The sequence below is a fragment of the uncultured Succinivibrio sp. genome (assembly GCF_902756765.1).
GTDB lineage: Bacteria > Pseudomonadota > Gammaproteobacteria > Enterobacterales > Succinivibrionaceae > Succinivibrio.
In genome coordinates this window covers 1-19,006 of record NZ_CACVSS010000002.1, presented here as the reverse complement: position 1 = coordinate 19,006, position 19,006 = coordinate 1, and the positions used below count along the sequence as shown (strand labels likewise).

The window sequence follows — 19,006 nt, the reverse complement described above, 5'->3', positions numbered from 1 at the left end:
AATATTTGGAAAGTATCTTACTTATTTACCTCAAGTTCATCGATATACAGAGGATCGTATTCTTCCTGATTCTTTGAGGTAGAAGTGACTACACCGCCTGTAGAATGGGATGATTTTACATCTTGAGTAAAGAACTGACCTATAAACTCCACCTCATTGAGAGCTGTATGCCCAGAAGGTCTCTGATATCTCAAATCAGATACCATAATTCTATTGTATTTCTTCTCGACCTTTTTATAGTCAATCTCATTCACAACCGTATCAACATACAAATAGGCTATAACATCCCTGATATTTTTGGAGTATCTAGGAAGAGTTCCGTAGAATAGTGCAACATCATTATCAAAGAAGAGCAGATCGCCTGGTTTAGCATGCAAAAATGCACTAATTCTCTGCTCATAAGGCATTCCTACAAGATCAATTGTTTTGGGAGATGCGGACTTCATGGAATTAAAATCCAGAGGCATATAGACACCCACAGAACGATAGGACCTTGCAATAATGCGTGAATTTGAATAAAGCTCAGGAAGATACGCGTATTCAGATCTGGATAGATTCTTATACATACGAGCCTGAGCAAGAATATTCTTTCGTGTTAAATCCAGATAACCAACATTTACTCTCTCAGGGGATAAGTCTGCATTTTTATAGGATAATACCCCTCCAGCATTTACAGGAAGCAGTCCAACTGGTTTTTCAAAGGTTGATTTTGAGGTATCAAGAAGGATTACATCACCCATGTCATAATCATAGGTTTTCTTATCCTTTGTTCCTAGAGTAATTGTATAAACAGGCGACTTAACCACAGCAAAATCGGATGGCTTTACTACTTTTAGCCAGCTTAAATATCTGGTAAAAGCAAGATTTACAATTGGAACCCAGCCCCTTAAGTATCTGGTCTGAACCAGATAATAGCGCTTATCCGCACTTACAGACAAAACAGCAACTGGATCACCAATCGACAGGTAATCAAGATGAAGAAGATTTCTGTCCTTAGTTTTCTTATCCTTATGCCAGACATCGTTAGATGGCATAAGCAGCAGAGGAGTTTTTTTGGTTACTACTGCAAAGGCTGAATTCATAGAATCCGGAAGAGATTCTATATTACAGTTCTGTACCATTCTTTTAATGGAGGTCTCCTTGAGAGGCCCTGCCTTGTTTACAGCTCCAGCCTCAGCTAAGCTATAGGCCTGAGACTGCTGTTCTCTGACAGTCTGTTTAATGAATACGCTTGAGAATTTCTGAGGAAACCTTATAAGGTTGTATCCAGATGGAAGTCTGTTCTGTATTCCAGAATTGATATCATCCAAAAGCTTTCCAGCAGAGATAGTCTTCTGATTTACGGAGTCAGAAACATAATGATCATCATTGGAGTTATCTCCAACAATCTCCGGATTGACCACTTTTTTCTCATCAAATAAACCGCACGATGACAAAAGCAGAACTCCGGAGACCATAATTAGCCATATTACAGTTTTTCTAAAGGAAATCTTCATGCACAACATTCCTTAGTAATTGGCAAAACTATCCGCTGCAGGCCAGTTATCGGAACCAGGCCATTCCTCAGGAGTTGGAAGCTTTCCGACAATTCCCAGTGATACGAAGAATACACTAGGCTCACCTTCATCAGGAACAATCTCAATAGGAACAAAGGTTGATTTTGTATCCTCGTTATACTCTCCCCTTTCATCAAGATACAGCTGCAAAGCAGGATATCCGCCATCAATTACCACCTGACAGTCAGGATCGGCAGAATCTGAGAAGCGATAGAATCTGAAAACAATCTCACTGTTATCAATAGGAGCAGAAGAAATTGCAATATTCTTATTTCCGTTTACAAATGCAGGAAGTTTCTGTGTAGTCTTACCCTCCCCTACTGTTATATCGAAATAACGATATCTTGCAATTGCAAGCTCACTGTTGATGTTCTGAGCTGTCAGAAGACGGCTCTGATCTGATGCGTCAACTAGACCAATCTTAAACTGCATATTCTTTCCACTGCCAGAAAGGATACCCAGGATATTGGAAATACTTGAAGCCCAGGATTTGAAATCAGCCTGTCTGTTTGTTTCAGGACTGAAAATCAGAGGACTCTTTAGATCATCATTCTTCTTTAAGACATCATTCTGTTTTGCAAAAGCTGCAAGAGGATCTGAGGCCTTTTCTGATGAAGTATCTGACAGTCCAAAGGATTTAAAGATAACCAGAAGACTCTTGATATCGTTCTTGCTCAGTATTCTTTCCTGAGGATCTGCATCCTTTACAATAGGGAATACCTTTAACTCAGACTGGAACTGCATCAGAGAGAGACTGGCCTCGTGTGATGCATCTCGCTTTAAGAGCTTAACACCAAGTTTTGTAAAATCTGACCACCAAGGGATATAAGCATTGCCCTTTGGAGGTTTGCTCAGATTCAGAAGTTTTTCATTGACCTCCTTCTGAGACATCTGCATAACCAGGTTATTGGCATATGTAGCATCGCCAGACAGGAGGCTCCACTCCGTAAGAGTTTCATTACAGATATCAATAAAATCAAGATCGATAAATTTACGACGAGAGTCAAGCTGTGTCAAAAAGTTATTTCTGAGCTCAACATCTGATTTATTCAGCATTATCGGATCTATCTTGGTGATAATCTCATAGCTGTCTGTATAAAGACGCTGAAGCTCATTATTCACCATATAAGCTTTAAGATCTGAACTTATATCATAGAATTCAGCATAGCTGTTGGCTGTCATATGAACAGTATCAGGCAGGTGATACCAGTATTTCATATAGCTTGAAGAATAAGTTGCAAAAGCATTCAGAATCTTCTTAAGTCTTGAAGAAGAGGCAAGAACACGTTTTGCAAATACGAATTCCTTAGACTTTGATTCCATAGCTTTCTTGATGAAAACAAGTGGCTCAAAGTAACGGAAGAATACCTGTGGATTATATTCATCTCTAATCTTAAAGTCTCCAAGGACCTCTCTTGCAGACTGGTACTTAATATTCAGTTCCTCACTGCGGTTTAACTCATCCTTGGCAATTATTACTGACAGATTAGAAAGAATCTTATATTCTGATTCATCATATGGATACAGATTCTGAAGCTGCTTTATGATATCCACATATTGCAGCGAATAATCAGCAGCAAGAAGACGTTTGGCATTAGTTATCCAGTGATTTACCAGCTCATTTCCCTGATGATCGTTCAAAATAGACGTTAAATTCTCTATATTACGCTCATATTCACTATCAAGAATGGTGGTATTTTTATCAAGCTCATCTAAGGTCCACTGCTCCATTTTTCCAGATACTACAGATAATTTTGATAACTGAATAATCTGTCTTAAAAGATTATAGTTGTATTGATTAATGTCATTTTCAGAAGATTTATCTGTGTCATTCTTTTTCTGTGTTTTTGTCTTCTTATCACGTGTAAACAGCTGGGACTGATTAATCTTGATAAGAGATTTTTTCATTTCCTCATTCTTATAATCGATTAAAGTTAAGGCCTGATGTTTTACAGTATCAAAGCTTGAAAAATCGACACCTCCAAAATGGACAGTCTGTCCTCCGGCATTATCATCTAGAATATGCAGTTTATTCTCAAAATTCTTAAGCTGACCAAAATCTCTATCAAGCAAGGCCTTATATGAACTGTATGCAGATGAAAGTCTGGATGAAAACGGATTTACTTCGATCTTAGCATCAGTTTTACCTTTTTCACCAATAACTTTTTCTGTCTGTTCAATCAGAGTACTCTTGATAGATGAAGAGGTATCAACAGTCGCATACTTCATTAGTTCATCAATAACAGGGCTCTTTGTCAAATACATGGAGGCTGCGGCACGTGCACGATAAACCATGCTCTTTACATGCTCATACTCCATTTCCTTGTAATCCTGATTTGCAATTTCTTCAAGCTCTTCATAAGAATTGAGCATGTCATTTGCCGCATTAATGTAAGAGTTCAGCTGGATAAAATTATGACTTGAATAATTTCCTAAATTTCTCCAGTTGGAAACCAAACCTTCAATACCAGCCTTACATGCAATTGAATAATTCTCATCCAGTACAATCGCAGAATTGGTCGTATTATTTGAATAATCATACTCAGGGATGAAATACTCGAACTGTGATGACTGTACTTCTGTAAAGGAAGGAAGAATCCATTTAATAAAGGATTTCATAATAGAGGAAGAGTAGGCATCATTCTTATAGACATTCTTGTGGTATAAATTAAAGAAAGAGATATCCATAAGATTGAACAGAGCGTCAGTTTTTTGCTCGTCATATGGCTCATGGCCATACTTAATCATATTATACTCAACTATATCGACAACCGGGAAAAATGCCATCTTAGTCTGAATATAGTCATAGATAAAGTAATTGTCACCATAGATGCTGTCATTACTCCAGTCAAAATGAACCATTGACTGAGGGAAAAACTGCCATGGTGCATCTACAGGTCTGACAAGTCGTTTTTGAGCCTGTGAAAAGAAATTCAATCTGGAGATGGAGTTTGAGTTTGGCATCGGAATATCAAAATTCCTAATGACTTTTCCATCATCGTTGACCGAAAACAGCTGAGCAGAATCTACAGCGCCAGATTCAATATCCTTAGCAAGTTCCTGATAATAAAAAGTTCCATCTTCTAGTTTCTTTTCAAATTCACCAGCCTTAAACAGAGTGCCGTACCAGTAAATAAGTGAAATCAGAATAAGTCCGCCACAGCAGGAATAGAAAGGAAGATTTCTGATAAAGAGTTCACGTTTGGTGAAAATAGCATCTTTCTTTTCTCCAAATACCTTTAGAGATAACAGTTTTTTAATAAAAAATGCAGAACTGAGCTTATTATTATCAACTATTGGAGCATCATCCACGGTTGAATTCTGCAGCTGAGCAAAACGGTTACTCAGACAGTAACCCTTATCCTCTGCAGAGGTAAGGAAAACACCTTTAAAAGGAAGAATAGCCCTGCCTCTAAGTGAATTGGAACCAAAAATAGTTTCAAGATATATGATCAGATTATCTTTAAGCTCACTAACGCCATCAGCAAATAAGTAGATATTTCCTGTAAGAGGCATTCTGCTTTCATTTTTGTTGGTCAGATCAACCACATCCGGGCGCATCAGCTGATTTACCGCGCCAGCCTTAAGTCTTTGAACTAACTTATCAAAGCTGATATTAAAATCGTCAGAGTGGAAGAAACCGTCTTCAACCTTTGGCTGATAACCCACAATCTGATTAGTGATAGAATCATTGGCCACACTGAAATACTCACGGAAGCCTAAGACTGTATCAAGTTTTGTAATAACCACGTAACATGGCAGATTCATTCGAAGAACAAAAGCCAGATGCAGCAGTTCATCCACAATCAGATGAGCCTTCTTCAAGGTTAGTTCCTTATTGTCTGCTATCAGGGATTCAGCAGAGATCGTAACAACGATCGATTCAAGAGGTTTTCTCCTGTTGGCCTTTCTTATCTTGCTACAGATGTAGTTCCATTCTGCACTTGAACCCCCTGCCCAGTTATCAAAAAAGACCTTTCCAGAAACATCGACAACAACTTCTTTTGAATTGATATAGAACTTTACTGGAGGCTTATCCTTTCCTTCATTAAAGGAAGGATTGTAATCCAGACCGGATTTCTCAAGAAGAACAGATTTACCACAGTTTGGTTCACCTACAATAAGATGCCATGTCAGATTATGACGGTACAGCTTGCGATTGACCTTGAGAATGGTAGAACAGTCCTTAAACAGACTGTCAATTGTAACCAGCTTGTTATTCAGCTCAAGCTTTGCCTTATCGGTCTCTTTTCCGCCACGAACAAAAGAAGACAGTCTTGACCAGATCATCAGGTCTTTTTTCAGAGAAGCAACTTCAACAGTTTTCTGACGTTTTCTGTTAAGGAAGAAAACAAATCTGATCATTAGGAATATAAAAATAATAATTCCCAGAATGATCACTACTGTCCATATTGGATGAGCCATTATAAAACCGACATCCGCCCCCTGAGAGGTAACTTCTTTTTCGTTCATACCTGATTACTCTCTTATTATGTTAGCTATGATGTTTTCTCTACTGTCCGTCCTGACCATCTTCATGAGAATTACTGTCATTAAGTTCCTCATACAGGCCAGTGTTTTTAATACTGGATTTACTCATGGCCGCAGATGTAGTTCTGTCAACAGCATCTACATATGAGGAGATTGAGGAAGCAAAGCTAATCCAGTTAATTACAAATGAAAGAAAGGCTAAGCCACCAAATAGCAGTATCCAAAACTTTGACTGTCTGAACAGATCTTTTTTATCAGGATTAACCGCTTCAAAATCCTCTTCAATAATTATGTCTGGAGAAATCTTTTCCTTATGAAAGTCAGGACCAAGATTAACCTGCTCAGCACATTTCTTCATAATATCAAGAACATCAGCTCGGTTTCTCTTGTAAGAACCGTCAAAACCAAGTCCCATCATAATGTAGAAAAGTTTTGCAACTGCTTCGTCATCACTTCGTCTTAAACAATCAGAAAGCAGATCGAAGAATTTTTCATCTCCGGAGAATTCATTGAAAGTTCTAGCTATTTCCTGATAATTATCTGAATAGCTAAAGCCGCCTTCTTTTATGGAGTAGTCAATAAAGAATATTAGAGGCTTCTCAATCTGAGAATACTGCTGCTGAAGAATAGGATATGAAGCACATTTGTGACTAATGTTAGTCAGTTCATTCTTTAACTCTGAAAGAATGAATTCCTTAGGAACCTCATATCCGCTTTTTTTAAAAGAATAGTATTCGCAGATCTTTTTAAAAATAGGATTAAGAATATATTCAATTTTCTGATCCATAATCCTTTATCCTCAATAAAAATAATTACATTAAAACATTAATGTGTATCAACACCCACGTACAGTGTTGCTGTTAAATTAGGGAACAGAGCACCTGCACAATCTATTGCCATATTCTTCTCCTCTTTAATATATTTCCAAATTCTCTCAGAGCTATCACAGTCAAGCTTAAACCAGAGAGTATGCGCTATATTAGGCAGATACTGTGGCGGATTACGAATTTCAAGCAACTTGACTCCACGGATACGATCGGATAACGACTTCTTATCAATTAGACGGAAGTTATCTCCTATTTCAATATCATTTACACGATCACGCAGATTGCCGGTAAACTGAACTGCAAGGAAAAGCTCCTTGGCCTCAAATATTCTCTCGTCCAGATCATCCAGCTGCAGCACAGAATTCTTTTCAAAGAATTCAAATGCCAAGGCAGAGCTGACACCGCCTCGCAGCAGAATATCTCGGATTCGCTTTAGAAGAGACTCAATAACTGGTTTTAAATTATCATGATCATATATAGGAATTGGCTTATACATTGAGCTAGGTGTCAGAGATTCAAGTTCTGAGAGCAGAGAAACCAGCTCTAGATACAGGGTATAAGTTGTTATACGACCAGGAACAAGCTCAGAATCAAAACGGTTTGAATACAGAGTTACTATTCTTAATGTAGCTAACTGCAGAAGCTTTGCTCCTGAAAGATTATTTGGATCAAATATATCTGTATCAAACTGATCAAGAATACTATTTTTTACTGCCTTGAGCTGGAATATAAGTTCACTTGCTATTTTAAGTAAAGGGCAGTCCTGACTTAGAGACACAAAAGGAGGCATGTAGTCATTTACAATCTGAAGTGAAGGCTGTCCAGCGTTAATTGATACCCAGCGTAATTTGCAAAGCTGAATATAAGAGCAGTCTGTTGCATTTTTTACATCAGTAAGCAAAAATGCGTTGATATTTCTTGAAATTAAAGGAATTTCATTCTCGCCGGTGTTCTCATCGACAACAAGATTCTCTTTTAAGATATAACGCCCATTGGATTTATTTTCGCTCACCAGATTCGCACCAATGGTAGAGCGAATAGGAACAGTCAGATAAACATTAACTTCGGTCTGACCTGAATTTTCCATGGTCAGCTCTAAAGTCTCAACATTACAGTTACCAGGCATACTGATTTCAGTTCCATCTGGCATTACGGCAGAAAATCTTTTTATTACAACACGTCTGGTTATGAGAGCTTCCGGATCCAGTTCAAGATCGTAAAAGCCATAATCAAAAGGAACGCTAATTTTTCTCTGTACTCTTGCAAGAGAAATTAAACTTGCCTGCATCTGCTGCAGGTGCTGAGGCTGAATAAATAGCCCCTCACTCCAGTGAACCTGTTCTTCAAATCTCATAATTACTTATCCGTCTTTTCCTGTTTCTTAGGCTTTTCTACACCGCTGATCTTGACTGTCTTCTGATCCTTCGGTTCGTTTCTAACTTCAACAACGCCACTGCCTCCAATCACAATGTAATGAGAACCAGGGCTTATGAATTTTTCATTAAGATCAATAATCAGTTTTCTTGGATCTGCCTGTACATCTTTTATCGTATTTACAAGTGGCAGATTGGCTATGATGGCAATGTGGGTTACTCCCTTGTCATTCCATTTGTCCCATATATCATCACCGCTAGGTAAAACCTTTCCTACCATATCCTTGTCAGAAAATTTAACTGTAACCGCACCGAGGCTCTTACGGAACTGCTCTGGAGGGGAGAAATACTTGTCAACATCATAGCCTGCAAGTCTTTTCTCTTCTGCCTTTGTCAGTCCAGCTATATCAACTTCAAGTGTCGGACAGTAACCATAAAAATCCTGCACATCCTCATTCAGATATATTCCAATATCACTTGTAGGCGTACTTGAGGAACAGCCTGTAAGATAGAGTCCACAGAACAAAAATACTTCTGACGAGATTATTTTTATATACTTCAATTTTGACATTTTAAATCCCACCATAAAGCCAAAATATAAGTGAAGTTCTTTGCTGTTAGGCGCTTAATAAGCGTTATCAAAAAATACAACTCACCACTTCTAATATAATTTTTAAATCAAGACTTTGCATAAATGCAGGGCGATCTTTATCGCAAATCTATTAAATAAACCCTAGATTTTTAAGAAAATGATCAATAAAACAGCAAAAGAAAAGACGAGGTTAAAAAATAAGTTTTATGAAAACTTTTAACAGGAAACTCAACTTTAACGAAAGGATCTCCTGTCTCAAAGGTAAGATTTTGGGACAGGATGTTAAGATTTGCAAAGTCAGATAGATGGAACTATCTGTTTTTGAAGAATTCTCTTATCTGAGGAATTGGTTTGTGACCTCTTGATTCCAGGAAGTCCAAAACCTTATTTGGAGAGGTATTGAGAATCTGCTCTTCAGTAATACCTGCATTTTTGATAATTTCAATTGAAGGCTCAAAATTACACATGTAATAGCATATATGCGCATCAGAACCAATGGCGATAGTATTACCGATTTTCTTTGCCAGTCTTGCAATCTCAACGCAGTTGTCATGGGAGCCAAAACGGGTATTAACATCTGAGGAGGAATTGATTTCAATTGCAACATTATGCTCTTTAGCAGCCAGAAGAACCTGTTCATAATCACAAGGATAGGCTGCACAGCCAGGATGAGAGATAACATCAACGTTCCCAGACTCAATTACCTTAAGGTACATTCTGGTATGTGCGGCTGCATCTGACGGAGGATTTGAAGGATGAAAACCTGCAAGAACAATATCCAGAACCTTATCCAGCTGCCCCTGAGTTACATCAATATCTCCGTTGCGGTCAATGTTGGCTTCAATACCGCGCAACACTGCAACTCCATCGCAAATCCTAGGAACCACCTTAAGATTGTTAAAATGCCATGGATGGGGGCCATCCTCAAGCGCAGGACCATGATCGGTTGTGGCAAACATTACAATACCATTGTTCTTAGCATAGTTAACACATTCCACAATGGTTGAATAGGCATGATCACTTGCAATGGTATGCGTATGAAGATCAATAAAAAACTGCATAATTCTATCCTTTTATATCCTAATCTATTACCGGAACCCAGTTTTTAGAATTAAAGGCTTCGGAACACATTCTTATCTGTTCTGTGGTGGTTGTTCCAAGTCTAAGCATTTCATCAGAAACCTCTTCTACAGAGAAGAACCTTCTCTCAAGAGTTTCTGAATTTGGAGTAAATTCCCCTTCCCCTTCAAGGCAGACAGTAAAAGAGGCAAGTATATGAAATGGCTGTGATGACTTGTTCCATTTACTCTTATCAATCATTCCCACAAATTTTAACGGTTTGACCAGCATTCCAGCCTCTTCACGCACTTCCTTAACGGTATTGGAAATAATTGATTCTGCTTCATCACACCAGCCACCAGGAAGAGACCATAAACCGTTTTTTGATTCCTTAACCAGAAGAATCTGACCTTTCTCATTGAAAACAGCTGCTCTGGTGTCGATTTTAGGAGTAATGTAGCCTTTATCCATACAGATTACATCTTTGACCTTTTCAAAAGGAGTCTCGGTCATGGTTGAGATTATTTCACAGGAAATCTCACGTAATCTTTCAAAGCGCTCGATATCAAAAACGTTAGTACAGTAGGTCAGACCAATCTGGCCTATAGCCTGAATTTCCTTAGCCCATCTGTACCACTGATAGTTCATATCATCATGTGTAAAGATAACCTTGATAATATCCCATGGGTTCATAAAATAATGGGCACACATAATTGAACGCTTTATTCTAGCCCCCCAGACTGCAAGGCCAAAATCAACTCCGGCAGAATGAGCACACTCAATGTCAGAAAGCGTATCTCCAATAAAAAGGATTTCCTCTCTTTTTGCTCCGGTTATCTCCATATATTTTAAGATTGAATCAGGAGCTGGTTTAGGATTCTCAACATCAGAGGCACTGATTGAATAAGTAAAGTATGGTTTAAGCACTGATGGCAGAGGAGAAGCTATCTCACCGAGGACATTCTCATACGTTTTAGCTCTGGAAGTAACAATACCAAGCTTTATTCCATGATCATGCAGATACCTGATTACAGCCATAATCCCATCAAAGGGCTTGATTGAATCCTCATAAAGTTTTACGCGCTCAATCCACGCATCAGATAAACGTTTGGTATCCTCAAACGGCAGATTCAGTTCAATACGGGTATTCTCTGCGGTTGAGCCCATAAATCTGGTTAAGGATTCATAGGTTTCCTCTGTATCAGGACGTTCTGCCTTAAGTACGTCATATAGTGCACTGGTGTAAGCATATTCGGTATTGAAAATAGTACCGTCTAAATCAAACAGTACATGAGAGTATCTTCCTAGCATGAAGTTTCTCCATTGTCATTCACACTGAAAACGTGGATTCTGCTGTCTTTAACAATGAAACTTATTGAAAAGCTGTAGATTTTTACGACATAAACCTTATCATCCGTTGCATCCTTGTATGCGGGACGAGGATCCTGGGATAACGTCTGACAGATTGCTCTGAATTTCTGTTCTCCAAGTTTTCTTAATACAGATTCAGTATCATTCTCAAATATGACCTCAAACATAGGAGGAGGTGCGCTGGCGAATCCGCCTACAGCTTCAGGCACACTGTCTACAAATGGAATATAAGGTTTTATATCAATTATTGGAGTATTATCAACTAGATCTGCACCTAAGACCTCAAGACTAACCTTGCCCTTTTCCCTTATGACTCTATGAATTTTTAAAATAGAGAGTCCTAAGCGGTTTGGACGAAAAGGAGATCTGGTGGAGAAAACTCCAACTGAGACATTTCCTCCAAGTCGAGGAGGACGAACTTTTGGTTTGAATTTCTTATAGTCGATCTTGTCAAAAAGAAAGATCACGTGAATATGAGAAAACCCGTCTATACCTTCAAAAGCCAGTTCATCATTGTATGGAGGGTAAAACTCAATCACAGAGACAGCATCAGGCGCTAGGCCAGGCTGCCTTGGAACAGCAAATTTCTCCTTATAGGGACTTCTTATGAAGCCTATTGGAGAAATGGATAATTCATTATTTTCTGTCATTAACAACCAGAGCATCAGCATAGCAGGTTACTGAAACCTTGCATGCAGGAGTGTTTGTTAATGTTACACACTTGCCAAACTTGATAGCATTAGCACCAAGGTCAACAGCTTTCAGACGAGCATCTGTTCTAGCCTTAACCTCTGTAGCAACATCATCGCTATCCTTGATCTGACAGGATAGACCACTAACTACACCAAGGCTGCGGTTAGGAACACCGGCCAGCTCCTCTTCAGAGTATTCAGTAACACCTGATGGCTTGAAATACTCCTTGAAGTTGGATGGATTTAAATTACTCTTAAACTCGTAATTAGAGCAGGCAGACAGAAATAAAGCTGCCAGTACAAACATGTATTTCATAAGTTATCCGGATTAAAAAGGCAGGTTAGACCTGCCTTGATCAGAATTAAGCACCAAAGTGCTCGATAGCTTTTTGAATTCTAGATAAAGTACGATCTCTACCGACCAGCATCATTGTATCGCCAATGCCAGGAGACATTGCAGAGCCGGTTACAGCAATACGCAGAGGCTGTCCAACCTTACCCATGCCGATTTCACGCTTAGCAGCGACTTCCTCTAAAACCTTGTCAATGGATTGAGCATTCCAGTCTGACAGTGACTTAAGAGCCTCAAGAGAATCCTTAAGCACATCAACAGAGCCTTCCTTAATCCATTTCTTAACACCTGCAGGATCATACTCTGTAATATCCTGATAATAGCATGCTGCTTTCTGAGCCATTTCCTTCAGAGTATGAGTTCTCTCGCAGTAATTGCGGACAACGTCCTCTGGCTTAGGACCGCATGAAAGATCGGTAATGCCGATTCTGTTCAGATGCCATACAAGTTCCTTTGCAACCTGCTCTGCAGGAAGAGTCTTCATGTAATGAGCATTCAGCCACTCAAGTTTCTTGGTGTTAAAGCCTGATGCTGACTTGGTAATAGCATCAAGAGTAAACAGATCAATCATTTCCTGACGTGTAAAGATTTCCTGATCACCGTGAGACCAGCCAAGACGGACAAGGTAATTTACCAGAGCCTCTGGCAGATAACCGTCCTCACGATACTGCATTACAGAAACCGCACCGTGACGCTTAGACAGCTTAGCACCGTCATCACCAAGAATCATTGCAAGGTGGCAGAATACAGGCACAGGAGCGCCTAATGCCTTGTACAGATTAATCTGACGAGGAGTGTTGTTAACATGATCATCACCGCGGATTACATGGGTAATTCCCATATCCCAGTCATCAACAACAACGCAGAAATTGTAGGTAGGAGTACCATCTGAACGCTGAATGATCAGATCATCAAGCTCACTGTTCTTAACCTCGATGTGGCCCTTAACCATATCGTCAAAAGCAACAATACCGTCATCAGGGTTACGGAAACGAATTACATATGGCTCGTCAGGAGCATGCTCTGAGTGGTCATTTCTGCAGTGACCGTCATAACGAGGTTTCTGACCATTCTTCATCTGCTCTTCACGCATCTTCTCGAGGCGTTCCTTTGAGCAGTAGCACTTATATGCCTTGCCTTCCTTTAAGAGCTGATCAATAACTTCGCGATATCTGTCGAAACGCTTGGTCTGATAGTAAGGACCTTCATCCCACCTCAAATCGATCCATTTCATGGACTCAATAATCGCATCGATTGCTTCCTGAGTAGAGCGTTCTCTATCGGTATCCTCAATACGTAAAACAAACTCACCCTTACAGTGTTGAGCATATAGCCAAGAGAATAATGCAGTTCTAGCGCCACCTACATGCAGAAAGCCGGTTGGAGATGGTGCAAATCTGGTTTTAACAGTCATGATTAATTCCCATATAAAAAATTTGCACCATTCTATCACAAATAGGTATATATGGGCTCAAAATCACAATTTAAAAATCACCAACCTTTGCTTTTGGAATAGACAGATCCGGATGCTGTCCGGACCAGCCGGTCTTTTCAGCAATACCGCGCAGAACATATAAATCATCCTCTGAAAGCTTGAAATCAAACAGAGACAGATTGTCCTTAAGTCTCTCCTTCGAAGAGGATTTAACCAGAGGAAGTACATTGTGAGCAAGACAGAACCCCAAGAGAACCTTCGCTGTGCTTACTTTATGCTTTTTAGCTATCTCCTCAACTACAGGATGATTTAAAAGAGCGCCACGGCCCAAAGGAGACCAGGCCTCAACAACTATTGAATGACGCTGACAGTAATCAACAGTTCCTGTCTGCATATATCCAGGGTGGAACTCTATCTGGTTAACTACAGGTTTTTCTGAACAGGAATGAATAACATCAAAGTGCTGAGGAAGGAAATTTGATACACCAATGGACTTTACCTTACCTTCCTGCTTTAAGAAAATAAAGGTATTCCATGCCATTAATAGATGCTCCTCCCACTCCTCATCATTTTCATTGGCTCTTGGCCAATGAATCAAAAGCAGATCAAGATAGTCGGTGCCAAGTGCATGAAGACTTCTGTCAAAAGATTTTCTGATATCTCCAGGAGCCATATCATCTTTCCATACCTTACTGGTCAGAAAAAGCTCAGCTCTGGAAACGCCTGAAGCCTTAATTGCCTTTCCCAGAATTTCTTCCGAGCCGTAAAGGGATGCCGTATCAAAATGCCTGTACCCGAGACTTATGGCAGTCTTAATAATATCCTGGCCTTTTTTATTGTTATCAAGGCCAAAGGTTCCAAAGCCGATACATGGGATTTTATTTCCGTCAGAAAGTAGAAAAGAATCTTCAGAACTAGAGATTTTCATAAAGCACCTTAATGTAATAAATTCGTTAAAGTTTTTATTTTATTATTAACATTACAGAAAAAACGTAAACCGCTTTTCTGACTAATTAAAAAAAAGGTCACAGACTTTATTTGTATTTTTTGACAAAGATACTGATTTTAATTTGCAGAATATATTAAACAACACTCATATTATTTTTCCCCCCAAAAAAACGCAATCTATATATCCACTTTGTTTTGTATACATTTTTTCCTATTTATAGCGCTGTATCTGATTGCAAAACTGCAATCCAATGTATAATTTAAGAATATACATATAACTGTCAGCAGGAAAATGGTGATATTTTGAACGCAAAGCATCACAACCTTACATTAAAAGGTACAACAGCAAACAAAGGAATTGCTTTTGGAAAAATCTGTTTTCTCAAAAGAGTAGCATCTGAATTCGATAAAGTTACTGTCAGAAACGTCACTGCCGAGTGTCAACGTTTTGAAAAGGCAAGACAGCATGCCATAACACAGCTTGCAGCTCTTTATGATGCCTCTCTTGAAAAACTTGGAGAACAGAATGCGGTACTGTTTCAGATTCATCAGATGATGCTTGATGATCCTGACTATGTATCATCCATTAACGACGTTATCAGAAAAGAAAAAGCAAACGCAGAATACGCAGTCCATAAAGTTGCTTTACGTTTTGAGAAACAGTTTTTGGAAATGGACAATGACTACATGAGAGGAAGAGCCTCTGATGTCATTGATATATCTCGACGCGTCAATGAAATCCTGATGATGCATGCAGGAAAAATTTCACGCAAGGGAATATCCATTGAAAGTGATGGTCCGGTTATTCTGGCAACCGACGATCTGGCCCCTTCAGAAACAGTTCAGCTTGATCAGCATACAGTTACAGGAATCATTACCACCAAGGGGTCAGACAGGTCCCACACAGCAATCTTTGCCAGAACCATGGGCATTCCTACTGTTGTCTGTATCGGCAGCAGACTGACAAAACGCTATGAAGGAAAATTTGCAATTATTGATGCAAATTCCGGAACTGTCTATATCGATCCAGATGAAGAAACCATCCTGAAATTCACTGAAATCAAAAAGACTGACGATGCTCAGCATTCTCATCTTGAGGAGTACCGAGGAGTTCCTACCAAAACCCGTTCAGGTAGGAAAATCAGACTTTACGCAAACTCAGGTTCTCTATCGGATATTGATCTGGTAAAAGCCTCTGATGCCGAAGGCATAGGTCTGTTCAGAAGTGAATATATCTATCTGCAGTCAAATGACTACCCTACTGAGGATGAACAGTTTGAAATCTATAAAGAAGTGCTCAGGGGCATGGGAGATAAAAAGGTAATCATCCGAACCCTTGATATAGGTGCAGATAAAACCGCAGAATACTTTATGCTAAAGCCCGAGGATAATCCAGCCATGGGGCTTAGAGCCATAAGACTGTGTCTTAGCAACAAGGCTCTCTTTAAAACTCAGCTTCGAGCTCTTTACAGAGCATCAGTCTTCGGCAATCTTTCAATCATGGTTCCAATGATAACCTCAGTAGAAGAGGTTACAGAAACCAAAAAGATTATCGATGTTGTTAAAAAGGAACTTACAGATCAGGGACTTGAATATAGGGACGATGTTGAATTCGGAATTATGATCGAAACACCTGCCGCGGCCCTAATCTCTGATGAACTGGCTCCTTATGTTGATTTCTTCAGTATAGGCACCAACGATCTGACACAGTTTACTCTAGCAGCAGACAGACAGAATGCAGATCTGATTAAATACCTAAACCCATATCATCATTCAGTTGTCAGACTTATCGAAATGACAATTCAGAATGGTCATGCTGCTGGTATTTGGGTAGGTATCTGCGGTGAACTTGCATCTGATGAGAATTTCCTTGGAAAACTGATTCAGCTAGGAATCGATGAAATGTCAGTGGTTCCATCAAGTGTGTTGACCCTGAGAGCAAAAATCGCAACCCTAGGTTAATACTAAAAAAATTACCTATACAGCCCAATATAAAGATTATTCGCCAGATGTCACTGTGTAACATAAAAATCTAATACCTGCAGTGAACACGGCTAAAGGAGATAAAAATGCCTCAATGTGTAGTTATTGCTGATGAAATTACCGGCGGAAGCGCTGTAGGAGCAATGCTTGAGAAAAACGGAACTTCAGTTTGCTCCCTTATGAATGCACGAGGATTGAAAGATCCTCTCACAGCAGACTACGACTGTCTGGTTTACTCAACAAATTCAAGAAATCTTACTGATCAGCAGAGCTATCAGATGGTGTTCTCTGCAGCAAGACTTTTAAAATCAGATGAAGTTAAAATCTACGCAAAGAGAATTGATCCTGCCATGAGAGGCAATACCTGTGCCGAAACCGTTGCTCTTTTAGATGCTTTGGGAGATACCGATAGAGTTGCAATTGTGGTTCCAGGATTCCCTGCGCTGAAGAGAACCAATGTCGGTGGTTATATTCTTGTCGACGGTAAACCTCTGCAGAAATCACTTGCAGGCCTTGAAGATCTTTTCCCTGCAGAAACAGGAAGAGTAGCAGATCTTTTTACAGAAAAATTTCAGTATAAGGCAGAAGCTCTTCACTTAAAGGAATATCTAAAGGGTACAGAAAACCTTGCAAATACAATAAAAAAAATGGCAAAAAAAGGAGTAAGAGCAATCGTTCTTGACTGTACCTCTCAGGAAGATATCAATATGATTGCAGATGCAGTCCTGCTTTCAGGAATTAAGTTCATCGCAGTTGATCCAGGTCCATTTACTGCAACTCTGGCAAGAAAGGTAATGAGACCAAAGAATGTTGCAAAGGAAGCCTCTGAAACCAAGATTTTTGGAATTGTTGGCGGTGTTAATCCGCTTATATCAGCTCAGGTTGAACAGTTACGTCTTGAAGAAAAGGTTCTGATTGTAATGGTAAGAAATCTTGAGCTTTTAGAAGATTTACAGAGAAGAAATGCAGAAATAAATCGCGTGGTAGATGAAATTGTTACAAAATTCAACACGTTTACCATCGCTTTTGCGGTATCGGACAATATGGAAATCAATAATCAGCTAGTTCCAGAGTATCAGGAAATGCTGCTAAAAACCAACAGAACACAGGCAGAAGCTATTGACATAATAGCCACCGCCTATGGACAGATCGTTTCCAAGGTTCTTGAAAAGCGACCAGATATCAAAGCGTTATACACCAAGGGAGCTGAATTCACAGTTGCAACCTGCAGAGAATTAAAGTCAATGGGACTAAAGATCCTAGGGCAGGTTCTTCCTCTTACCTGCTATGGAGAAATGATAGACGGTGACTATGCAGGATTAAAGTGTGTGACCTCTGCCTCATCTGCAACAGATACAAATACTATCACTGACAGTATTCAGTATCTGAAGCGTAAACTCACTATTTAACAATCCAACTGATTTAATTGTCCTTCATGCAGGAACCATTCTTCTTCCTGCATGGAGTAAGTTCCTGCCCATTAAATAATATTTTTTCATCAAAAAAATAGCAGAGCGGAAACCTCAGACTTATAGTCTGAGGCGGAGCTCTGCCGACTTAGGCAATATATCTTAAAGAATTTCTTTACAATAACTGTTAGAATATAGGGATTATATGGCTTGGAGAAAACTATTTTGATATTTACAAAAACATTAAAAATAAGAATTAATGTACCTTCAGAACAGGAAACACTGTTACGTCAGATGACGGAGCAGTATCGACAGGCATGTACAAAACAGTTATTGCAAGATATAACACTGTAAAAGAACAGCTTTTAGAGCATCCATACCGCTATAAAGACGAGAAAGGCGAATGGCAGAGCATACCAAAAACACTGGAATGGCTTTTTAAGCCGGTGTCTTTCAGCAGACCTCAGACAGATTTGGTTCGCAACAGAGATTACAGTTTTGTTGAAAATGGAAGTCTGTTATCAATCAACACTCTTGGTGAAAGAATCAAATGTACTTATGAGAGAGAACATTTCAAAGAATATTTTGAAAAGGCCTATGGTATCTGCATATTCCTGTAACCAGAGAAAAAGAAGATTTCAAAAAAGAGAATGTAAAACATATAGTGGGAATAGACAGAGGCTTACGCTTTCTGTCTGTAAGCTATGATGAAGAAGGAAAGACCGAATTTATAAGCGGAAAGAAGATTGCAACAAAGCGAAACAAATTCCTTGAGCTGAGACGAGAGCTTCAGGCTAAAGGAACAAAATCAGCAAGACGAAGACTAAAAGCTATATCCGGACGAGAAAACCGCTGGATGTCAGATGTAAACCATCAGATATCAAAGACACTCGTGAGGAAGTATGGCAAAGATACACT

The 19,006-nt window shown here is 39.3% G+C and carries 15 protein-coding genes; 4 read left to right on the top strand and 11 right to left on the bottom strand.

The window, feature by feature from the left end; genetic code table 11:
• Positions 1-17 precede the first annotated feature (17 nt).
• The 11 genes from QZU45_RS00405 to QZU45_RS00355 all read right to left on the bottom strand — a co-directional run bounded on the left by QZU45_RS00405 (position 18) and on the right by QZU45_RS00355 (position 14,676).
• Positions 18-1,496 carry an SH3 domain-containing protein gene (locus tag QZU45_RS00405; protein WP_295350218.1) on the bottom strand — a complete coding sequence of 493 codons (1,479 nt, stop codon included), beginning with the start codon at positions 1,494-1,496 and terminating at the stop codon, positions 18-20.
• A 12-nt stretch (positions 1,497-1,508) separates the two neighbouring features.
• Complete coding sequence (locus tag QZU45_RS00400) at positions 1,509-6,029, bottom strand: type VI secretion protein IcmF/TssM N-terminal domain-containing protein (RefSeq protein ID WP_295350215.1); 4,521 nt, start codon at positions 6,027-6,029, stop codon at positions 1,509-1,511.
• A gap of 40 nt (positions 6,030-6,069) precedes the next feature.
• Positions 6,070-6,834, bottom strand: a complete 765-nt coding sequence (locus tag QZU45_RS00395) for a DotU family type IV/VI secretion system protein (protein ID WP_295350213.1) — start codon at positions 6,832-6,834, stop codon at positions 6,070-6,072.
• Between the two features lie 38 nt (positions 6,835-6,872).
• Positions 6,873-8,228 carry a type VI secretion system baseplate subunit TssK gene (tssK, locus tag QZU45_RS00390; RefSeq protein ID WP_295350210.1) on the bottom strand — a complete coding sequence of 452 codons (1,356 nt, stop codon included), beginning with the start codon at positions 8,226-8,228 and terminating at the stop codon, positions 6,873-6,875.
• Positions 8,229-8,230: 2 nt separating this feature from the next.
• Positions 8,231-8,818 (bottom strand): hypothetical protein, encoded by a 588-nt coding sequence (locus QZU45_RS00385; protein WP_295350207.1) that lies wholly within the window; start codon positions 8,816-8,818, stop codon positions 8,231-8,233.
• Between the two features lie 332 nt (positions 8,819-9,150).
• Entirely contained in the window at positions 9,151-9,900 is a 750-nt protein-coding gene (locus QZU45_RS00380; protein WP_295001029.1) for a phosphatase, read from the bottom strand.
• 19 nt (positions 9,901-9,919) lie between these two features.
• The gene (locus QZU45_RS00375) at positions 9,920-11,209 is read right to left on the bottom strand and encodes an NUDIX hydrolase N-terminal domain-containing protein (protein WP_295350203.1); all 1,290 of its coding nucleotides are present in this window, start codon (positions 11,207-11,209) and stop codon (positions 9,920-9,922) included.
• Positions 11,203-11,919 (bottom strand): tRNA (N6-threonylcarbamoyladenosine(37)-N6)-methyltransferase TrmO, encoded by a 717-nt coding sequence (gene tsaA / locus QZU45_RS00370; protein WP_295350200.1) that lies wholly within the window; start codon positions 11,917-11,919, stop codon positions 11,203-11,205. Before tsaA ends, QZU45_RS00375 begins: the two co-directional genes overlap by 7 nt.
• On the bottom strand, positions 11,906-12,277 hold the full coding sequence (gene rcsF, locus QZU45_RS00365; RefSeq protein ID WP_074840691.1) for an Rcs stress response system protein RcsF: 372 nt from the start codon (positions 12,275-12,277) through the stop codon (positions 11,906-11,908). The genes tsaA and rcsF overlap by 14 nt, the downstream gene beginning before the upstream one ends.
• A 46-nt stretch (positions 12,278-12,323) precedes the next feature.
• Entirely contained in the window at positions 12,324-13,727 is a 1,404-nt protein-coding gene (gene gltX / locus QZU45_RS00360; RefSeq protein ID WP_295350196.1) for a glutamate--tRNA ligase, read from the bottom strand.
• 70 nt (positions 13,728-13,797) lie between these two features.
• Complete coding sequence (locus QZU45_RS00355; RefSeq protein ID WP_295350193.1) at positions 13,798-14,676, bottom strand: aldo/keto reductase; 879 nt, start codon at positions 14,674-14,676, stop codon at positions 13,798-13,800.
• A 323-nt stretch (positions 14,677-14,999) separates the two neighbouring features.
• Here QZU45_RS00355 and ptsP point away from each other — a divergent pair, with 323 nt between their 5' ends.
• From ptsP to QZU45_RS00335, 4 genes are all read left to right on the top strand, one after another.
• Positions 15,000-16,658: a phosphoenolpyruvate--protein phosphotransferase gene (gene ptsP / locus QZU45_RS00350; RefSeq protein ID WP_295350190.1), complete on the top strand. Its 1,659-nt coding sequence runs from the start codon at positions 15,000-15,002 to the stop codon at positions 16,656-16,658.
• A gap of 107 nt (positions 16,659-16,765) precedes the next feature.
• The gene (locus QZU45_RS00345; RefSeq protein WP_295350187.1) at positions 16,766-18,088 is read left to right on the top strand and encodes a four-carbon acid sugar kinase family protein; all 1,323 of its coding nucleotides are present in this window, start codon (positions 16,766-16,768) and stop codon (positions 18,086-18,088) included.
• A 317-nt stretch (positions 18,089-18,405) separates the two neighbouring features.
• On the top strand, positions 18,406-18,708 hold the full coding sequence (locus QZU45_RS00340; protein ID WP_295350184.1) for a hypothetical protein: 303 nt from the start codon (positions 18,406-18,408) through the stop codon (positions 18,706-18,708).
• A gap of 44 nt (positions 18,709-18,752) precedes the next feature.
• A partial coding sequence (locus tag QZU45_RS00335) for a transposase (RefSeq protein WP_295350181.1) occupies positions 18,753-19,006 on the top strand: 254 nt, incomplete at its 3' end.